Here is a 19,075-nt window from a genome sequence, read left to right on the forward strand (position 1 = left end):
GCCGCATCGCGCTCGGCTATCGCCTTCTTGTCCGCCTCGGCCTGGCTGCGTGCCTTGCTCAGCGCCTCTTCAAGCTGCTCGCGTCCGGCCTGCGCGGCCGTAAGGGCCGCATCGCGCTCGGCTATCGCCTTCTTGTCCGCCTCGGCCTGGCTGCGCGCCTTACCTAGCGCCTTTTCAAGCTGCTTGCGTCCCGACTGGGCAGCCGTGAGGTCCGCATCGCGCTCGGCAATGGCTTTTTGCAGTTCGTGAATGCGTGTTTCCAACCCAGCCAGCCGATGAGCATTGATATCGGCGACAAAAGCCAGTTGCGGCCAATCGGCATCCTCATCATTGCGCGCCACCAGCTGAAAGAAGCGGTCCTTCAACCAGCTACAGATCCGGATTTCATCGGATGCATCGTTGAAGAAGACCTCCGCGCCGCACCGCAGATAGATATTGTTGACCTGATCGAGAAGCCCGGTTTCCTCGAAATACTCGAGCATCGACATTTCCGCGCCGGGTGTCTCCAGAACGAGCGAGAACCCTTCCTTTTCCTCACCCAGGGCGGAGGCTAGGGTTTTGGCAGAAACATGTTCTGCCGTCACGGTTTTCCGTATACGGAGCCCGGGAAATAGTGACTGCAGGGCAGGCGTGGTCGGCTGAACGCTGAACAAACCGGGTTGGGTATAGGAAAACATCTCTATCTCGCCATCTCGGTCCGAGGGGATAGCGGCGATCTTAGTAACTTGGGTCTCATCCCAGGGTAAACAGGAGCGAACTGCGTCTTCGTTTCCGACCGGATCGAGCAGCATAACTCTAGGAGGGCGAGCATTAGGATGTCGTTCAAAATACCATTTTAAGGTTTCATATGTACCCCATACGACGGCAAGTATCGTATTCTTGTCAGCATCATCGCTGGGTCTGTCACCCATGTCGGCACTCCTAACAATCGGTCACCGTCTGGCTTCATTGCCGAACAGCCACACTTGTAGAATCGGACTATAAAGAAGCCAAATCGCAATATGAACAGCGCGACACAGACCATTGTCATGTATCGTTGGTTTCAGACGACCAGGGCGCAGCTTCCTCGTTTTCCTGTTCCCAAGTCGCAGCTTTCAGCCGCTCGATGGCGCCGTCCAGCCTGAAAAAAGGCGCGTTCGGACCTGCATCCGGTGCGCAAAAGGCGTCGGTCAACCGGTCGACGGTGCGTAGGCAGGCATGGAACGTCTTGGCGGCTTCGGTCGAGACCGATCCAACAGCGAGAGCGGCAATGATGTCGCAGATCTTGCCTTCGATATCTAGGCTACGCTTGCCAGCATGAAGATCGAGGAATGCAGAACCGTTTTCTCGCACCCGGCCTTGCCAGTCGGGCAATTCGCGCAGATCGGCGGCCAGCTCAGCCTCCGAGTGGCTGACGGGATAGGTTCCCATCGGATCGAAGGTGAACTTGTCCACCTTTTCCTTGTGAATATTGAAGTAGAAGACCGGCTTATTATGGGCAATCGCTTCGAGAACGCCGCTGGCGAAGCGTTGCACAGAGCCGCAGCAGGTCTGCAGCGTTTCGTAAAATCCGTCCTTCGAAACCAATTCGGGAAACAATTCTCCCTTGTCGGCAGGATGGCGGCTGATGACGGGTTCATAGCCCGCGTCCCCGACCGCCCGCACGGCCGCCCTCAGCCAGTCGTCGCGATGCTGGGCGAGAACGCCATAAGAAAAATTCGAATTGATCAGGATTCGCCTTTGCGCAAGCGGAGAATGGGGAGGTTCGGGCTGGTTGCGCATGGCCTGGATGCGTGGAATCCCGGCTACGAACACGCGCTGACCGGAGGAATCGGCAAAATAGCGGTAATCGAACACGCCGGGCAGGATAAGGTTTTCGACCAGCCGATAGGCATTCCGATCAACCGCGATATCGACATCATCATAGTCCTGGATGCCCTCAACGATGCCGAGCGTCGTCAAGCCGGCCGCCTTGGCGGCGAGCATCAACGGTCGGGAGATATAGTCCCAGTCGTTGAAGGTAACCATCACCCGGGGGGTGAAACGGCCAAGCATGAATTCGCCCAACCCCAGCAGTTCGATACCGTATCGGCCGGCGGCGGAGCGTACGCCGGCGTCTCCCCATTGAGGCGTCAGGTCAAGCGTCAGAAAATTGATACCGAAGGCCCTCAATCGCGGCGCCAGTAAACCGATAGTCCACACATGATAATCCTTGTGCGGAATGAACAGAACCGGCAGATCCTTTGTGGAAGGCGCGACGGGCGAGGGCATCGCAGGCCTTGGAGCGTCGTCCTGTTTCTCCGATCGCGCAGGCGCGAACGTGTAGCCCGCACTCAGGAGGCGGTGGAAGAACGACGCCTTGCCATCGGGTCTGTCCGCTTCTGCAAACCCGCCGATCGCGCGTGCCACCGCGGTACGTAGCACCACCTGTCCCAGCCGCAATTCTGCACGGTCGTCAGGCTCTCCAGCATGGAGACCCGCATACCGGGTTGTGTCCAGTCGATGGAGCATCTGCTCAAGGTCGGCTGGCGGAGCCTCATCCTGTATAAAGGCGACATAAGGGGCCTGCGCGAGCCTAAGTCCGGTATTGCGCGCTGCGCCGAGCGATGCCGACGCCTGAAAGCGTACGAAATAGAAACGGGGATCGCCGTTGGCCATGTCGGCGGCAGCCTCCGCCGGGATGCCAACATCGTCTATGACGATGCATTCAAAATCGCGAAATGGGTGAGCCCGCAGGTAAGCTATGGCGCGTGCCCTCTTTTCCCGCGGCCCGGGTTCGCACAGGATAAACGAGATTTTTGGGAAGAGAGGCTGCCGATGCCCAAGATGCATAGCAAATGTGTTCCGTAGGCGATCTGCGAAATGCATGTGGCGCGCCGGACACGCGCTATCGACAGTGGCCGGAAGCTTTCAAGGGTAATGAAGTTTGAAATGTGCCGCAAGGCGGGAATCATCAGGTGCCTCCTGGACGCATGCGGCTCGCCGCGATGTCCTCATCGGGGATTGACGCTCCTGGTTAGATCGTTTAGCCATCTCGCCTACAACTAGGGCCATTTGCGCAAGGGCAGAGCAAATCCAGTAAAGTGCAAGGCGTCGGCGGATATTGAAACTGCACGGGGACGAAGCGTATCGCAAATCAAACTCAGCGAAGTGCTCTCCTACATCATTTCTGAAGGTCAGAACGTTTTCGCGAATGATGCGGCATGTTTGAAAAGTGTTTGTAGCGCCACCATCCGTGACGTACGGCGCTGTAGAAGTTGGGAATGGAACCACTGTGACAACTCCATCAGCGACCACCGCCAACTCACAATATGATGCGGTTGTTGAAAAGCTCACGGCGCTCCTTAAGGGAAGCGGCATTGATGTCATTTCCGCCGTTTCCTCAGGAGAGCCGGCCAAAAGAGACGTTCGCTGGCCTGTGAAAGGACGCAAGTCTTGCCTGGTCCTTTACGAAACGGCTGAAGACGCTGTCGCTCGCGGCTTGCTGTCGGGGCAATTGCCTAGCCAGGTGTTGGCGAGGTGGATGAACGATGCCGAGAACTTGCTCGCAAGGCATCGTCAAGCCCGCCGCCAACTGACTTTTGTTTCAATCACTTCGGTTCTCACGCAGCCGGAAGATTTCCTAAACGCGCTGTCCCGCCGTTTCGGCGACCAGGATTTTCCGGGCGGCTGGCTGATATCCGAAAAGCTGGTGTGGTCTGCCTGGCAAGGCCTTCTAGCACGCCAGATCGTCTCCAGCGAGGCCGACGCGACACGTTTGAGCAGCGCGCTCGAAGCGGCAGCATTGCCGCTTGAGGCATACCGCTACGATCCCGATGCCGCCGCGTCGGAACTCGACGCCATGCGGACGGATCGCGAGCAACTTGCGTTACAAATCAAGGAGCTTCAGATTCGGACTAGCGTCGAGCTGAGCGAGGCGAAAGTCCGCCAATCCGACCTAGAAGCGGAACGTGCACTGTTGCGCGATCAGATCATGTATTTGCAGCAGGCAATCCAAGATCATGCCGACGCAGCAACCGGGCAGCAGCGCCAGCTTTCCGACATGAAACTAGCGCTGACCGCAGCTGAGGACCGTGTCGAAGGGCTGGAAGCGACTTTGAAGGGAGTGACCACCCGGGCCGCTAGAGACAAGGCGGATTTCGATGCCTTGAGCACCCAGAAACAAAAACTGCTGGAAACCTTGAACCAGCTCATTGCCAAAATTCTCCAAGGCAACGAATTGAGAGACTGGCCATGGAGATCGCGCCGGACGCGACAGATCAAGATCGTCCGCGATTGGGGTATCGTTGATCCGGATTGGTATCTACAGCATCACCAAGATGTTGCCAACGCCGGCGTTGAGCCCTTCCAACATTACGTTGATCACGGTTTCAAGGAAGGCAGGCCGCCGAATGCGGATTTTACATAAATCGGCTACCCGCGCATTCATTCGTAGACACTGCTGCGATGGCTCCGGCGATCGCTGCTTGACCCGAGCCAATTCTCTCTCCGAGACATGGACAATACAGGAGCAATCCGTTAAGCGTTCCTTTGATCGGTCGACATCGATACTTTCGCTTTTTATATTGTAGTTTACCTCCTGATTGCCCATGCGCGCCAGCATCATCATCAGAACACTCAACGAATCGCGTTATCTTGGCGATCTGCTTGCGATGATATCGCTACAGCGCACGGATGGGATCGATATTGAAACTGTGCTGGTCGATTCCGGATCGACTGACGGAACGGTCGAGATCGCTACGAAGTTTGGAGCACAGATCACCACGATCTCCAGATCCGAGTTCTCGTTCGGGCGCTCGCTCAATCGGGGTTGTGAGTTTGCGACCGGCGATATTTTCGTTCTGATTTCAGGCCATTGCGTTCCGGTGGACGTATTCTGGCTGCAGACTCTGTGCCAACCGCTAATCGATGGTAAGGTCGCCTACAGCTACGGAAGGCAGATCGGCGATGACAACAGCAATTACAGCGAGCGCAGGATTTTCGCAAAATACTTCACCGAGCAGTCGCGCATTCCCCAGGACGGTTTCTTCTGCAACAACGCGAATTCCGCAGTACTGCGCTCCGCCTGGGAAACGCATCGTTTCGACGAGGAACTGACGGGGCTGGAGGACATGGATCTAGCCAAACGGCTGGTCGCGGTTGGGCAGCGCATTGGGTACGTTGCGGAAGCGCCAGTGTTCCATCACCACCAGGAAAGCTGGCCACAGGTCCGCAGGCGTTTCGAACGCGAGGCCATCGCACTGCGGTCGATCATGCCGGAGGTTCACCTGTCCTGGTTCGATGTGTTGCGTTTCGTGACAGCCAGCACCCTGGGCGACTGGCGTTCGGCACGCAGGAACGGGATCCGTTCGACGTCGAACCTGGATATGTTGCGCTACCGCTGGAACCAGTATTGTGGTTCCTATAAGGGCAACCATGAACACAAGCTTCTTTCGCGTCAGGCGAAGGAGCGCTTTTTCTATCCCGAAGTTTCGCGAAAGGCAGATCAAGATGAGTGGCTCAGGCCGTTATGTCGCCCTTCTCCCAATGAAGGCCACCAGCCAAAGAGTTAAGGCCAAGAATTTTCGCCCGCTTCATGGCAAGCCTCTTTTTGCTTGGATTCTCGACAGCCTGCTGGCCGTAGAGGAGATTGATGAGGTAGTGATCAACACCGATGCGCGTCACATCCTGGCCGAAAACGGTCTTGTAGACAGCGACCGCGTACGCATTCGCGACCGCAAGCCCGAGCTGTGCGGCGATACGGTGTCGATGAATCTCATTCTCGCCGACGATATTGCCGCTGTCGAGGCTGGCACCTACCTGATGACCCATGCCACCAACCCCATGCTGAGCACGGCGACGATTCGCGCCGCACTCGACCAGTACAAAAACGGCGTGGCAGCAGGGACGGCAGATTCATTGTTCACGGTCAACAAAATCCAGACCCGGTTCTATCGGGCCGATGGCAGCCCGGTGAACCATGATCCGGACAATCTCATCCAGACACAAGACCTGGAGCCGTGGTTCGAGGAGAATTCCAATCTCTACATTTTCTCGCGCGACAGCTTTGCCAGCACGAATGCGCGGATCGGGCGCAAGCCGCTGCTCTATGCCATGGACAAGATGGAAGCGATCGATATCGACACGCCGGAAGACTGGGCCTTGGCCGAAGCCGTGGCCTCCTTGCGCGCTCACACGGCCTGACAGGCCGGGGGAAAAGAGACGATGAAGAATGTTCTTGTGACATGCCCGCCAATGCTGGGACAAATCGACCTGTTCATGGAATATGCCGCCGAGCGCGGGCTGAAATTGCATCCAGCCAAGGTCACCCAGATTCTGAGCGAAGACGAGTTGAAGGCTCTGCTTCCGGGTTATGACGGCTGGATCATAGGCGACGATCCGGCCACCCGATCCGTGTTCGAAGTCGCGAAGGCGGGCCGGCTCCGGGCCGCGGTGAAGTGGGGGATCGGAGTCGACAATGTCGACTTTGCTGCCTGCAAGGATTTAGGCATTCCGATCATCAATACACCACAGATGTTCGGAACCGAGGTGGCGGACGTAGCGACCGCCTTCGTCATCAGCCTCGCCCGTCAGCTTTTCCTGATCGACCGCGGTGTCCGCGACGGCAAATGGCTCAAGCCTGCCGGCATTAGTCTTTCGGGACGACGTGCGGGCGTGGTGGGGCTAGGCGACATCGGCCGCAACACGGTTACCCGCCTTCAAGCGCTGGGGCTGAAGGTTGTGGCCTATGATCCCGGCGTCGATGACGCAGGCATTCCCGGTATCGAGCGCGCGGCTTGGCCCGAAGCGGTCGACACTCTCGATTTCCTCGTCTTTACATGTGCACTCAACCAGCACAACTTCCACATGCTGGATGCGGACATTCTGGCACGCTGCAAGCCCGGCATCCGCATCGTCAACGTGGCGCGCGGCCCTCTGATCGACGAGGCCGCCCTGATCGCTGCGCTGCAATCGGGCCATGTGCATTCGGCCGCGCTGGACGTCTTCGAGATCGAGCCCCTGCCCGCAGGAAGCCCTCTTCGCGAGATGGAACGCGTTATCCTCGGCACCCACAACGGCTCGAACACCATCGACGGCGTGATTCGCGCAAGCCGTACCGCGATCGATCGATTGTCCGGCTTTTTCAAGGAATTAGGTTGATAACGCCCTCATCAGGTCGGCGCTGCAGGCTCCACGAGCACATCTGTTTGAGCTAAAGACAGCCTGCCAAAAGCGATACGGAATGTTCTGGGGTCCGTATCGATGAAAAATAACAGGACAGAAAATCAGGTCCTAAGCGATTGATGCTCTTGTTTCCTCTAAGGGGCAAAATGACAAATAGATTTTTGTAGTTTACATGAGTGCTATTAACGATCCAACGCACCAAATCTCCGAAAGGTCTAAGCATGCCATCCGTTACCGAGTTTTATAGGAAATACGATGGTAAAAGGTGCTTCATCCTTGGAAATGGCCCTTCTCTGAACAAAGTCGACATGAATCGCATGCGAGGCGAATTCACATTCGGCGTAAACTCCATCTTTCTCATGACCCGAGATAAAGGCTTCAAGCCGACTTTTTATGTAGTAGAGGATAATCTCGTTTTTAACGAGAACAAAGATGATATTGATACCTACGAGGGCGTAATCAAAATTCTACCCAAACGCTATGCTGATCAACTAAAATCTGGTGAGAGTTGCCATATATTTGAAATGGACACCTCTTTCTATAATCGCAATCAAAGGGAAAAATACGGAACACCGCAGTTTAATATAGAAGCAGAACCGTTATTTTATTGTGGGCAATCGGTTACCTATATCAATATGCAACTTGCATATTATTTTGGATTTACAGAAGTATACTTGGTTGGAATGGATTTTTCTTACTCAAAACCTAAAGATCATCATCAGAACGGAAATCACATTCGTTCTGAAGGCGACGATCCTAACCATTTCCACAAGGATTATTTCGGTAAGGGCAAGACTTGGAAGGATCCACGTTTGGGCCGGGTACAACGCAGTTATCTACGCGCTAAATTTGAGTTTGAGTCAGCGGGCCGGCTTATCATGAACGCAACCTTCGGCGGAGAGCTTGAGATATTCCCCCGTATCGATCTCGAAATGCTCTGGGGCAAATGAAAATGCAGATCGCCGTCTATGTCCTCTATCAGCGCCGTGAGTTAGCCAAGGCGGCCAGTTTTCTAACGCAGGTAGGCCCATTCCTAGGATCGGATGTCAAGCTTTGGCTTTTGATCAATGATGAAGATTGTTTGGATATACGCGGGGTGGCTTCTAATGTATCGCCACATATTCGTATTCTTTGCGCCGGACGTAATCTTGGAGTTGCCGGCGGGCGAAACTATCTGATCCGTGCCGCGATAGCTGAGGGAGCGGAATTTTTAGTCTCTTGTGATACTGACATTATTTTTGAGCAAGACTATTTTCGGCGTATCGCTGCAAATTGGCAGAAGATTCAGGCACAGGATCCAAATGTAGGATTGATTCAGCCTGTTTTGCTGGACGGCCCCAAGGTAATGGGATGTTTTGCAGCGCTAGATGGTGTACGTGATTGGTCAGAGTTGCGTGGCCGCCTAGCTGGCGATGCCAGTCTCCTCCAACCGTTCTGGCCAAAGGTGCGCGACATCTTGGGCGAGGAGGCAGCCTTGGATGCAATCATGCATGCCGGTGTGAGTAATGTCTGGGCGGCTCATTTCGGAGCGCCAATCGACGATAATTCGGATGCACCTGATCAGCAACCGGAATTTCTGGAAATTTTCCGCACCCGCTTCCCTACGCTACGCAGCGACCCGGATCTGCTAGGCTCGGTACTTGCCGAAGGCAAACCAATTCGTATCGGCACCACAGCCGGCGGGATCAGCGCCTTTCACTGCAGCTTTTATGAACGATCAGGTGGATACGACGAAATATTCAATCCGTTCGGTTTTGAAGATTCCGAATTTGGCTTCCGCACGCAAGCCGCCGGTTTCCACCATTACCTGTTGCCAGAAATCGCTGCTATTCATGACATTTTTGTTAGTGGACAGCCTCGTAGCCTGCTTTATGCAGCACGCATCGGATTATTGCGCGGGGTTGAAGCTGGCGGCCGCAACCTAACAATCACCCAGCGCGAATTCACTCTACGTCAGAGTCTGTTCTTCGGCTTACGCACTTTAAAGACCGCATTCGTGCGTCATATGAGAGAACATCCAGCTGAAAAGACGACGAAACTGCTTCCTTCGGCACTAGCTTCTTACGGATTCGAGTTCTTTCGCGGTCTCCTGCATGCAGCTCAGCGGGACCAAACCTCGATGTTGGCAAGCCTGACCGCATTGCTGAACCCAGGGCGGCAGACGGTTGAGCCCGTGGTGCTGCCGCTTGACCGGAACGTTGCTTTCGTCAGCCGACAAGTGGTAAAGACAGGCAATTTGCCGATCGCTGCGGGCGGGCGGTTTGGTCTTCACGCTTATGATTGCCATATTCAGGAGATTGCGGGGGAAGAGGTGTTGCCCTCGCGCCACTTCGATCTATCGCTGCATGTCCAACGACAGGATAATAGCGATGATTACGTTCTTATTGCGGATGTGTTGTCGGACGACATCCTTCACAAGATTGAGATGCGTTTCCGCCTCGATTTCGCCAATGCGGCCCAGGATGGAATTCTAAATATCATCAGCTTTGATTGTAGGAGCAAAGCGCACGACTACGGGGCCTTCTCAAACGAAGAGCTTTACCCTTCTCCTCGGCTTTTTGCTTCGAAAACTTGGTTGCCGATGGTGCTTGCACAACTCGACTCGGTTGGCAATACAGATGGTGGGCTCGGGCTTAAAATACCGCTCGCAGCATTGGCCGATTATCTGCAATACGGTAAGGATAATCAAGCCCAGGAAGGTCGGGCCAAACCGGTCCGAATCTCAATTCCAACGCGAAAGCGGGTTTTGATCTTCACAGACAGCCGTGGTCAGCATAAGCCACGTGGCTGCAACCACGATGTTTTCGCCGAACGCATGGCCAAGGATCCGCGGCTTGAGGTCGAAAGCTATCTCTGCCCAATGAAATGGACGACATCGCTTGACTTCCTGATGTCGTTCTCTCCGGAGCAGTTGGCGCGTTATGATCATGTTGTCCTTTATACAGGCATTGTTGAATGGTCGCCGCGCAAGCTGTCAAATGCAATCGAAGATATCTATAACAGAAAAGTGGCCGAGAATTTAGGTAATCTCGGACTGAACACTCGCGACTATTCGAAAAAAATCATCAATTCTAAGAAGGAAAAGTTTGACGAAATCTTCGGCATTGAGGTGATGGCAAACCATTTGGCCAACCCCTTCGAGACTATCTACGAGGGCGAACGAACCATCAACATGTATCCGCTTGAGGCCGGAGTTGAGAAACTAGCCTCTAGATTGTCTTCAATTCCTAATCTTATCTTCATTACGGCCAACCGGTTCATTCCGGGCTGGCGCGGTGACTACCCACGTGAGCGTCCGGCCAATATGTCGATCGTTCATGAGTATTCGACGCGCTTTGCCGCCAGCTTTCCTGCTGAGAGAGTGATCGACCTTATGGCTTGGGACGAGGTCGAAGTGCAGCGTTATACCTGCGATAATCTTCACCTGACCGAAGCAGGAAGCGATTGGATCTATGACAAACTGATGGAACGATTGCAGATGATACCGCAAGCGAAGTCGATCAGTACGGTACCGGCTGAACCGATGAAAGTATCTGCTACTCCCAAGTTGCAGATTCGTTGGCCGGAGATGAAATTTCAATCTTTTAAGCAAATCGAGCGTATGAATTCCGGAAAGATTGCGGCCCTGACCAAGCGTGTCGGTCGTGAGGGTCAGAAGCTCGCTACGCTGGTGATAGGATTCAGGCTGCTCGATGATGCACCCGAAAGGTTGAGCAACCTTCGTGCATTGTTGGATTGGATCGATTATTATTATGCTAATCTCTTTGATGTGTTGCTAGTCGAACAAGACAACCATCCGAAGCTGAACCTCACCAATTTGCAAGCCAAGGATTATGTTCGCTACGAATTTATATTCAATGATAGGGAATACAACCGCGGCTGGGGATACAATGTCGCTGTACGCCACTTCTGTAAGGATGCAGAAGTCGTGGCATTGATGGACACAGACGTTCTTACTGGCGCAAGCTTTGTTTCTGGGATTGTGTCTTGTTATGAGACGGCTGATGTTTGTTCACCCTATGTCAATATCTATTATTCTTCAGATGAAGAGGCGCAGAAAATCCTTTCGAGCCGTAAGCTCGATCACTTGAATAATCCGGCCCGCGTAAAAAATCCGGTCACACTCTGCGGAGGGATCGTGATTTTCCGTCGCGCAATCTTCTTGGCACTCAAGGGCTTCGAGCAGTACATCGGTTATTCCTGCGAGGACCGTGCACTTGATGTGACGATTCTGAATCATTTGGATCCAGCGCGGATCAAAGTGTTACCCGAGACCTATGTTCATCTCTATCATCCAAGCGATCAAGCAGCGCGGGTGAATTTCGATAAAATCTTCAGTCACTTACAGGAAAACTATAGCTGCCGCTATCACGAGGAGATCAAGCCTTTCGAGTTTATTCATCGGCTCTGCGACCATGCGCCAAAGGCGCAGACGACTGGGTTGATGATTGAGCGCGCCCGGGATTTTGGTGACATTGATCTCTATCGTTCTAACGTTCCCCTAACTATTAATGGTCAGCGCCAACGCGCTTCAGCTCTTGCTTATCAGGAAATAGGCGAGGTTTCAGGCACCTTGATTTTCCCGCCTGACTTTAGGGGTCTCTCCGACTATGCCGAGCGCGAAGTTTATGCCGGGACACAGCCGCCGGATTCGGAAGAGCTTGCGAGCTTTTATAACCGCTATAAAGGCGAGCGTTGCTTCATCATCGGCAATGGGCCCTCATTGAATCGTCATGATCTCACACTACTCGAAGGAGAATTCTCTTTCGGGGTAAACTCTTTCTATTACAAGACTCGCGAGACGGGTTTCATGCCCACCTTCTATGTCGTCGAGGACAGTTCTGTAATGAAGGAAAACGTGGAAGAAATCCGCGCCTTCAACGCGCCCTTCAAGTTTTTCCCCACCCTTTATCGCCGATTTGTACCCAAAACGCCTAACACGTTTTTCTTCGAGATGAATCGGAGTTTCTATGAAAAGAGTTCACCTAATTATGTGGTTCCGCGCTTTTCTACAGACGCATCGAAAGTCCTCTACTGCGGACAATCGGTGACCTACATAAATCTGCAACTGGCTTTCTTTATGGGATTTACCGAAGTTCATCTAATTGGAATGGATTTTGACTATATCATTCCTGAAAGCCATAAGCGCAATGGTGATGTGCTCCTATCAGACACCGACGATCCAAACCATTTTCATAAAGATTACTTTGGTAAAGGCAAGACGTGGAAGGATCCAAAGCTTGACCGTGTAGCGCTTAACTATCGCCAAGCCAAGCTTTCTTATGAGGCAGTCGGCCGGAAGATATACAATACAACCATCGGCGGCAAGTTGGAGGTATTCGATCGGGTCGACTATGAGACATTGTTGCGCGACCCGCTTACAGGCCGAAAGAGAAAAGAGCGTATCCTTCCCAAAATCCTCTCGAAGACAGGCGTACAGCTGTCATCGGCGCCCATTACTGTTGCCCAAGACAAACGCGCCTTCCTTCGTCGTCTTGCGTCCGATCTTCTTCTCGATTTTTCTGCCGGCGTGGCCCGGCTAAATAACAATGCAGTTTCAGATGAGGTCGAAAGGGCGCTTGCTGCTCTGCCTGCCAACGATCCGTTGGTTCAACACTTCCAACGTGTCAAGACTTTTGCGCAATCGCGGGTGTTATCGCAGCAATAGACATCGGCCCACGGATAGTCATCATAGTTCGCGTTGAACAAGGCAAGGCGAGCTCACGTCCCCTGATTGTCCGTGTTTGTAAGTTAGCTCTGTTCAGGTTTTGGCCCTGTTCGGACCTGATGACCTGAGTCCCAAGTTTCCTCCAGCGTTTCGGAGAGTCGCTGCGATGTAATATTCGACACGGATCTGCCGGCACCCCTGAGGATTGCCATCGAGGTCAGTTCCGTGCCGTTGTCGGAGACAATCGTTCGGGGACGGCCGCGTGGGGCCATTACGGTGTCGAGTTCTCGCGTCACATGCAGACCCGAAAGGGAGATGTCCGCGACCAGTGCTAGGCATTCCCGTGTGAAGTCGTCGACAACGGTCAAAACGCGAAACCTCCGTCCATTGGTGAACGCATCGCTGACGAAGTCGAAGCTCCATCGTTCGTTGGTCCGTAAGCGGTCAGCCGATGGCGTCAGGCTTGAAGTTCCATGGCATAAGCGCCTCGATATCGGCTACCGGCCAGCCTTGAACAATGCGGGTCAAGGTCTGAGATAGCCAGTGGAGCGGATCGACGCTGTTCATTTTGCAGGTCTGCAGCAAGGTGGCCAGCGTGGCCCATGTCCGTCCACCACCCTCGCTTCCGGCGAATAGGCTGTTCTTCCTGGTGATTGTTTGGGGCCTGATCGCGCGTTCGACAATGTTGGAGTCGATTTCGATACGGCCGTCCGTCAGGAAGCGTTCGAGCGCCTCGCGCCGGGTGAGCGCGTAGCGGATCGCCTCAGCGGTCCTGGATTTTCCCGAGACCTTGCCCAGCTCCTTTTCCCACAGGTCGAAGAGACTGGTGACGATGGTCGAGGACGTTTCCTGGCGGAGCCGGGCTCGGGTGCCGGCGTCCTTGCCGCGAACCTCGTCCTCGACCTTCCACAGTTTGGTCATGGCGACGATGGTGTCTGTCGCCGCCTGCGAGACCCCGCTGATGTGCAGGTCGTAAAACTTGCGCCGAAGATGAGCCCAACAGCCCGCGAGCTGGATCGTCTCGTTGCTGCCGGTCGTGGCCCGCGCCTTGGCCAGGTTGCTATAGGCCGAGTAACCGTCGACCTGCAGGATGCCGCTGAAGCCGGCGAGATGCCGCGCCACGCACTCGGCGCCTCGGCTGTCTTCAAAACGATAGGCAACCATCGGCGGGCTGGTTCCGCCGTAGGGTCGATCATCGCGCGCGTAAGCCCAAAGCCAGGCTTTCGTCGTTTTCCCTGAGCCGGGCGCCAAGGTGGGCAAGGTCGTTTCGTCGGCAAAGACCCGTTCGCCCTCCTTGACCCGCTCGAGGATATAATCGGCGCAGAGCTGAAGCTCGAAGCCCAGATGACCCATCCACTGCGCCATCAAATTCCGGCTGATCTCGACGCCGTCGCGCAGATAGATCGCCTCCTGGCGATAAAGCGGAAGACCGTCGGCGTATTTGAAGACGGCGATATAGGCGAGCAACCGTTCCGTCGGCAGGCCGCTTTCGATGATGTGCGCCGGCGCCAGGGCCTGGATCACGCCGTCACGCCCCCGGAAGGCGTATTTGGGCCGGCGCGTGACGATGACCCGGAACTTCGGCGGCACGACGTCCAACCGCTCTGAGCGGTCTTCACCGATCAGAACTTTCTCTAGCCCCGCGCACTCGGCGGGGATGTCCGGCTCGACCACCTCCTCGATGCGTTCGAGATGAGCGGCAAAGCCCTTTCGCGGACGCGGGGTGCGTTTCGGCTTGTCACCGGACGCACGATCAAGCTCGCTCTGGATCACCGAAAGGCCGGTCTCGACCTCCTCGAAGGCAAAGGACACCTGCTCATCATTGACGGCCAGGCGCAGCCGCTCGGAACGCGTGCCGTGTTGCGTGCGCTGCAGAACCTTCAGGATCGACGTAAGGTTTGCGATCCGCTCGTTGGCGCTTTTCTCGATCGCTTCCAGTCGGGTGATTTCGGCTTGCGCAGCTACAAGCCGAGCCTCGTTCGCAGCCCGTTCCTCGGCCATCGCTGATATCATCGCTTTCAGCGCATCGACATCGTCCGGCAAGTTGTCGGGAATGGGCAGAACCATGGGTGGCAATAGAGCACAAAAGTGGTCGTTTTCCCAACTATTACAGCCACATGATTCATCTTGCCGCAGGCCGGTATCAGCCCGTCAGCAGCGGTCGCCGGACCTTGGCTGGACGGACCTTCTTCCAATCCATTCCAGCCAGAAGCGCCATCAGTTGCGAATGATCGAGACGAACGCGCGCCGCCGATATGCTCGGCCAGCAGAAGCTGTTCTCTTCCAGGGTTTTCGAATAGAGGCAGATCCCGCTGCCGTCCCACCAAACGATGCGGACACGGTCCGCCCGTTTCGACCGGAACACGTAAAGCGCGCCATCGAACGGGTCGAGGCCACCATCCCTCACCACCGCCAGCAAGGAGGCGGCTCCCTTGCGGAAGTCGACAGGTTGGCACGACACGTAAACCACAGCGCCGGAAGCGATCATGCCGTGCGCACCGCCCGCAGAACCCTGGTCAGGTGATCGGGGTCAACGTCGCCGCCAGCGCGCACAACGACATCACCTACGACAATCTCGATCATGCCACCGCCCGTTGCTTCAAAGCGCGTGAACTTGACTGGCCCGGTGTCATCCTCCGCTAGCGGTGCGACCATTCCCGATGAAAGCACCTTGCGACGCCATCCATAGAGCTGGGAGGGGTCCAGACCGTGAGAACGCGCAATCGCCGAGACATTGGCCCCGGGCGTAAACGTGTCAGCGACAAGCTGCGCCTTCTCTTCGTCCGACCAATGGCGCGGCTTGCGCCGAGATCGCACCGGCTCGGCTGTCAAAACCTCGAATGTTCGATGCTGATTCATACTGTCGCTCATAGGTTTCCCCGCATGATTCACGCAGAAAATGAGCGATCAAAAACCAACGCGCTATGTGGGGCAGCCTAAGCGGTTACGTTGGTCCGCAACGGTAGCGCAATGGGCCGTCGCGTTCCCAAGGCTCGTTTAGGGCCACAACGTTTGCGAACTGCGAGTTTCTCTTCCCGATAGAGGAGACGCAGCTTCTTCAGGTTCATGACGATGCCCTGCCGATCCAGCATTACATGGATGCGGCGATAACCGAAGCGGCGGCGCTCCGACGCGACCTGCCTCATGGCTTCCCGGATGAGCACATCATCGAGCCGAACGCTGCGATATCGCACGCTCGCCCGATCAACGGCCAGGATCGCACACGCCCGGCATTGGCTCGCATCATGCTCTTTGCAGACATGGGCCACCGCATCCCGCTTTGCGCCGGGCGTCACCATTTTTTTGATGCGACATTCTTCAAATTCTTCAAAATGGCGTTGTCCAGCATCGCCTCCGCCAAAAGCTTCTTCAGCTTGGCGTTCTCATCTTCCAAGGCCTTCAGCTTCCGAGCGTCGGAGACATCCATGCCGCCATACTTCGCCTTGTATTTATAAAAGGTTTCCTCAGATATTCCTTGCTGCCGCCGCCAAGCTTGAGGCGCTTCTCGAATGTTCCAGTGCTTTGTCGATGCTCTTCTCCGCGCTCTGTCCGTTGAGATGAAGAAGACGATTTATCGGCGACCGCGAGCTTTGTGAACGAGAACTGGCTGGGGCGCCAGGATTCGAACCTGGGAATGCCGGTACCAAAAACCGGTGCCTTACCGCTTGGCGACGCCCCAACGCGGCGGGAGCCTGATAGCAAAGCGGGGCGGGGCGGACAATCCTTAAGTTCCGCTTTCCCGCGATTATTGTTGCCCGCCCTACCCGATTTTGTCCGCCCTGCCCGATTTTGCCCGTCCTGCCCGATTTCGTCCGGCCTGCCCGATTTCATCCGCCCGTGCGATTTCGATCGTCCCACCCGATTTCGGCCGGCCCGTCGGATTTCGGCAGGCTTGCCCGATTTCGGCCGGCGCGGCGGGCTTCGTGCTTGGCAGGCGGGTTGTGCGAAGATAGGGTCCGGCGTGAACAAGCCCTTCGCGAGGAGCCGCCATGTCCCCGTTCCGCGCCCGCCCGCCGGCCGTGCCCACCGTTCTTCTCGACGATCCGGTGGTGCGCGTCACGCGCTGGGATTTCGAGCCGGGCGCCGATACCGGCCATCACGTGCACGGGCTCGGCTATGTCGTCGTGCCGATGACGGACTGCGACTTCCTCATCGAGGAAGAGGCCGGCGAGCGGCGGGTGCACGCCCCGGCCGGCGCGGTCTACCGGCGCGAGGCGGGCGTGGCGCACAATGTCGTCAACGGCGGCGACAGGCCGATGAGCTTCATCGAAATCGAGTACAAGTGACCTTCCCGTGAGCGACGACAAAGAAGAAAGCCCGCATTTCGACCTCGCCTTCAACCCGGCCCACGGCGAGGCCGTGCCGGTGGCCCCGCAGGTCCAGCGCATCACCGTCAACAATCCGGGGCCCTTCACCTTCCACGGCACGAACAGCTACATCGTCGGCGGCCGCTCGGTGGCGGTGATCGACCCGGGGCCGGAGGACGAAGCGCATTTCCGCGCGCTGATGAAGGCGCTCGACGGGCGCGAGGTGACGCATATCGCCGTCAGCCACACCCACCGCGACCACTCGCCCCTCGCCCGCCGGCTGAAGGCCGAGACCGGCGCACTCGTCGTCGCGGAGGGGCCGCACCGCGCCGCGCGGCCGCTCCATGCCGGCGAAAGCAATCCCTTCGCGGAAAGCTCGGATACGGATTTCGCGCCGGACATCACGCTCGGCGACGGCGACAGGGTGGAGGGCGACGGCTGGGCGCTGACGGCGCTGCTGACGCCCGGCCACACGGCCAACCACGCGGCCTTCGCGCTGGAAGGGCCGGACGGAATCGTCTTTTCCGCCGATCATGTGATGGCCTGGGCCACGACCATCGTCGCCCCGCCGGACGGCGCCATGGCGGACTACATGGCCTCGCTGGAAAGGCTGCTGGAACGGGACGACCGCCTCTACCTTCCCGGCCATGGCGGGCCGGTGACGGAGCCGGCCTCGTTCCTTCGGGAGCTTCGCACCCACCGGCGCATGCGCGAGCGGGCGGTGCTCCAGCGCATCCGCGCCGGCGACCGGCTGATCGCGGACATGGTGAAGGTGATCTACCGCGAGACCGATCCGCGCCTGCATGGCGCGGCGGCGCTCTCGGTGCTGGCGCACCTGGAGGACCTGGTGGCGCGCGGCGATGTCGTCACCGAGGGGCCGCCTTCGCTCAAGGGGCTCTATTTCCCAGGCCCGGGACTCTGATCGGTTGCCGCCCTTCTTGCGGGATTGCCTCAGTCGCCCGCGATGCCGAGCAGTTCGGCGTCGAGCGCCTTGAGATAGCCTTCGACCATCTCAGCGCCCATGCCGAGATCGTGCGGGCCGTAGCGGGAGGCGGCGCGCATGTCGACCAGCGTCGTCTCCGCCTCCTCGCGCAGGCGGATGACCACGTCGAAGCGGAAGCCGAAGACGGGCGAGCGCCACTCCCCCTGCAGCAGCACGTCGCCGGATCCGCCGGTGCGCGGGCCCAGCGGCGTCTCGAGCGGGCGGGCCTCGGGGATCGGCACCTCGCCGAGCGATTCGGCGCCCTGCCCTGCCCTGGCCGGATCGGCCACGAGGTCTTCGAGGTCGGCCAGGATGTTGTCGAGCCCGTCCTCGGCGGTGACCGTAATGCCGTAGGCGGCGGCGACCTTGCGCGCGCCCTGGTAGACGCGGTCGAGCGCGCCCTCGTAGCGCCGGCCGGAAAGGCCGGGATAGGCATCGAGCTGCACCTCGCGGTCACGCCGCGTCACCACGCCGGCGCGCGGCAGCCAGTCCTGCTCGGCCGAAGGTTCGGAAAGCCAGGGCGGCGCGGCGGCGGTGTCCGTCGTCACGTCATAGAGCGCCGGCTTGTAGAAATAGGAATAGGCGGCCGCCGCCGCGACGCCGAGCGGCAGCAGCGAAAGAAGCAGCGCCGTGAAGGATGCCTTGCCGCCCCGCGCGCCGACATGCCAGAGGCGCGCCAGGCCGACGGCCGCCAGCAGCACCGCAAGCCCCGCCATGGTGGCGGCAAAGCCGGCAAGAACCAGGAAATGCGGCGTCGTCAGCGGACCGAAGCGGTGCGAGAGCACCACGGCGACGAACAGCAGGCAGGAAAACAGCGCCAGGCGGCGCGCCCAATGCGCCGCATGGGAAACGGGCCGTTCGTACTGGATCGTGATCGCCATGGCCTCACCGGATGCGTCCGCGGCGCCGCTTGCCGCTCCCACTTCCCTAGCGCAGGGCGACGGATTTTTCCATCGCCATGCATCAGGACAGGAT

14 protein-coding genes, 1 tRNA gene and 2 pseudogenes are annotated in these 19,075 nt (G+C 57.1%); 8 read left to right on the forward strand and 9 right to left on the reverse strand.

The annotated features are described in order from the left end of the window. Together ACIIOY_RS02760 and ACIIOY_RS02765 are read right to left on the reverse strand one after the other, a co-directional pair. A partial coding sequence (locus tag ACIIOY_RS02760) for a cell envelope integrity TolA family protein (RefSeq protein ID WP_411033096.1) occupies positions 1-911 on the reverse strand: 911 nt, incomplete at its 3' end. Between the two features lie 115 nt (positions 912-1,026). Further along, positions 1,027-2,847, reverse strand: coding sequence for a glycosyltransferase family A protein (locus ACIIOY_RS02765; RefSeq protein WP_411033097.1), 1,821 nt, complete (start codon positions 2,845-2,847; stop codon positions 1,027-1,029). A gap of 406 nt (positions 2,848-3,253) precedes the next feature. Between ACIIOY_RS02765 and ACIIOY_RS02770 the strand changes: the two genes are divergently transcribed. The 6 genes from ACIIOY_RS02770 (at position 3,254) to ACIIOY_RS02795 (ending at position 12,811) form a co-directional block, all read left to right on the forward strand. Then, a complete protein-coding gene (locus ACIIOY_RS02770; RefSeq protein ID WP_411033098.1) occupies positions 3,254-4,387 on the forward strand; it encodes a hypothetical protein in 1,134 nt (377 codons plus the stop codon). Positions 4,388-4,568: 181 nt separating this feature from the next. After that, positions 4,569-5,531, forward strand: coding sequence for a glycosyltransferase family 2 protein (locus ACIIOY_RS02775; RefSeq protein WP_411033099.1), 963 nt, complete (start codon positions 4,569-4,571; stop codon positions 5,529-5,531). Next, positions 5,506-6,162 (forward strand): acylneuraminate cytidylyltransferase family protein, encoded by a 657-nt coding sequence (locus ACIIOY_RS02780; protein WP_411033100.1) that lies wholly within the window; start codon positions 5,506-5,508, stop codon positions 6,160-6,162. The genes ACIIOY_RS02775 and ACIIOY_RS02780 overlap by 26 nt, the downstream gene beginning before the upstream one ends. Positions 6,163-6,183: 21 nt before the next feature. Beyond that, on the forward strand, positions 6,184-7,119 hold the full coding sequence (locus ACIIOY_RS02785; protein ID WP_411033101.1) for a phosphoglycerate dehydrogenase: 936 nt from the start codon (positions 6,184-6,186) through the stop codon (positions 7,117-7,119). Between the two features lie 245 nt (positions 7,120-7,364). Next, positions 7,365-8,093 (forward strand): 6-hydroxymethylpterin diphosphokinase MptE-like protein, encoded by a 729-nt coding sequence (locus ACIIOY_RS02790; RefSeq protein ID WP_411033102.1) that lies wholly within the window; start codon positions 7,365-7,367, stop codon positions 8,091-8,093. Between the two features lie 2 nt (positions 8,094-8,095). Continuing rightward, complete coding sequence (locus ACIIOY_RS02795) at positions 8,096-12,811, forward strand: 6-hydroxymethylpterin diphosphokinase MptE-like protein (protein WP_411033103.1); 4,716 nt, start codon at positions 8,096-8,098, stop codon at positions 12,809-12,811. Positions 12,812-13,008: 197 nt separating this feature from the next. Here ACIIOY_RS02795 and ACIIOY_RS02800 read toward each other — a convergent pair. The 6 genes and pseudogenes from ACIIOY_RS02800 to ACIIOY_RS02825 form a co-directional block, all read right to left on the reverse strand. Then, positions 13,009-13,242: pseudogene (locus tag ACIIOY_RS02800) on the reverse strand (DDE-type integrase/transposase/recombinase); the annotation flags it as partial. A gap of 13 nt (positions 13,243-13,255) precedes the next feature. Beyond that, positions 13,256-14,878 (reverse strand): IS66 family transposase, encoded by a 1,623-nt coding sequence (tnpC, locus tag ACIIOY_RS02805; protein WP_411033104.1) that lies wholly within the window; start codon positions 14,876-14,878, stop codon positions 13,256-13,258. A 76-nt stretch (positions 14,879-14,954) separates the two neighbouring features. After that, positions 14,955-15,299: an IS66 family insertion sequence element accessory protein TnpB gene (tnpB, locus tag ACIIOY_RS02810; protein ID WP_411033105.1), complete on the reverse strand. Its 345-nt coding sequence runs from the start codon at positions 15,297-15,299 to the stop codon at positions 14,955-14,957. Beyond that, positions 15,296-15,682 carry a transposase gene (locus tag ACIIOY_RS02815; protein WP_411033106.1) on the reverse strand — a complete coding sequence of 129 codons (387 nt, stop codon included), beginning with the start codon at positions 15,680-15,682 and terminating at the stop codon, positions 15,296-15,298. The genes tnpB and ACIIOY_RS02815 overlap by 4 nt, the downstream gene beginning before the upstream one ends. Before the next feature lie 77 nt (positions 15,683-15,759). Further along, a pseudogene (locus ACIIOY_RS02820) lies at positions 15,760-16,295 on the reverse strand (transposase); the annotation flags it as partial. 120 nt (positions 16,296-16,415) lie between these two features. After that, positions 16,416-16,490 (reverse strand) — tRNA-Gln (locus tag ACIIOY_RS02825). Between the two features lie 310 nt (positions 16,491-16,800). On the opposite strand from ACIIOY_RS02825, the gene ACIIOY_RS02830 reads away from it, so the two are divergent. Together ACIIOY_RS02830 and ACIIOY_RS02835 are read left to right on the forward strand one after the other, a co-directional pair. Beyond that, positions 16,801-17,097: a cupin domain-containing protein gene (locus ACIIOY_RS02830; RefSeq protein ID WP_411033107.1), complete on the forward strand. Its 297-nt coding sequence runs from the start codon at positions 16,801-16,803 to the stop codon at positions 17,095-17,097. Positions 17,098-17,104: 7 nt separating this feature from the next. Continuing rightward, positions 17,105-18,040, forward strand: a complete 936-nt coding sequence (locus tag ACIIOY_RS02835; protein ID WP_411033108.1) for an MBL fold metallo-hydrolase — start codon at positions 17,105-17,107, stop codon at positions 18,038-18,040. Between the two features lie 29 nt (positions 18,041-18,069). Here ACIIOY_RS02835 and ACIIOY_RS02840 read toward each other — a convergent pair whose 3' ends face one another. Next, the gene (locus ACIIOY_RS02840; protein ID WP_411033346.1) at positions 18,070-18,975 is read right to left on the reverse strand and encodes a DUF1499 domain-containing protein; all 906 of its coding nucleotides are present in this window, start codon (positions 18,973-18,975) and stop codon (positions 18,070-18,072) included. Positions 18,976-19,075: the final 100 nt, after the last annotated feature.

Origin of the sequence: Shinella agrisoli (assembly GCF_046557955.1) — a bacterium.
In the GTDB taxonomy this organism is placed as follows: Bacteria; Pseudomonadota; Alphaproteobacteria; order Rhizobiales; family Rhizobiaceae; genus Shinella.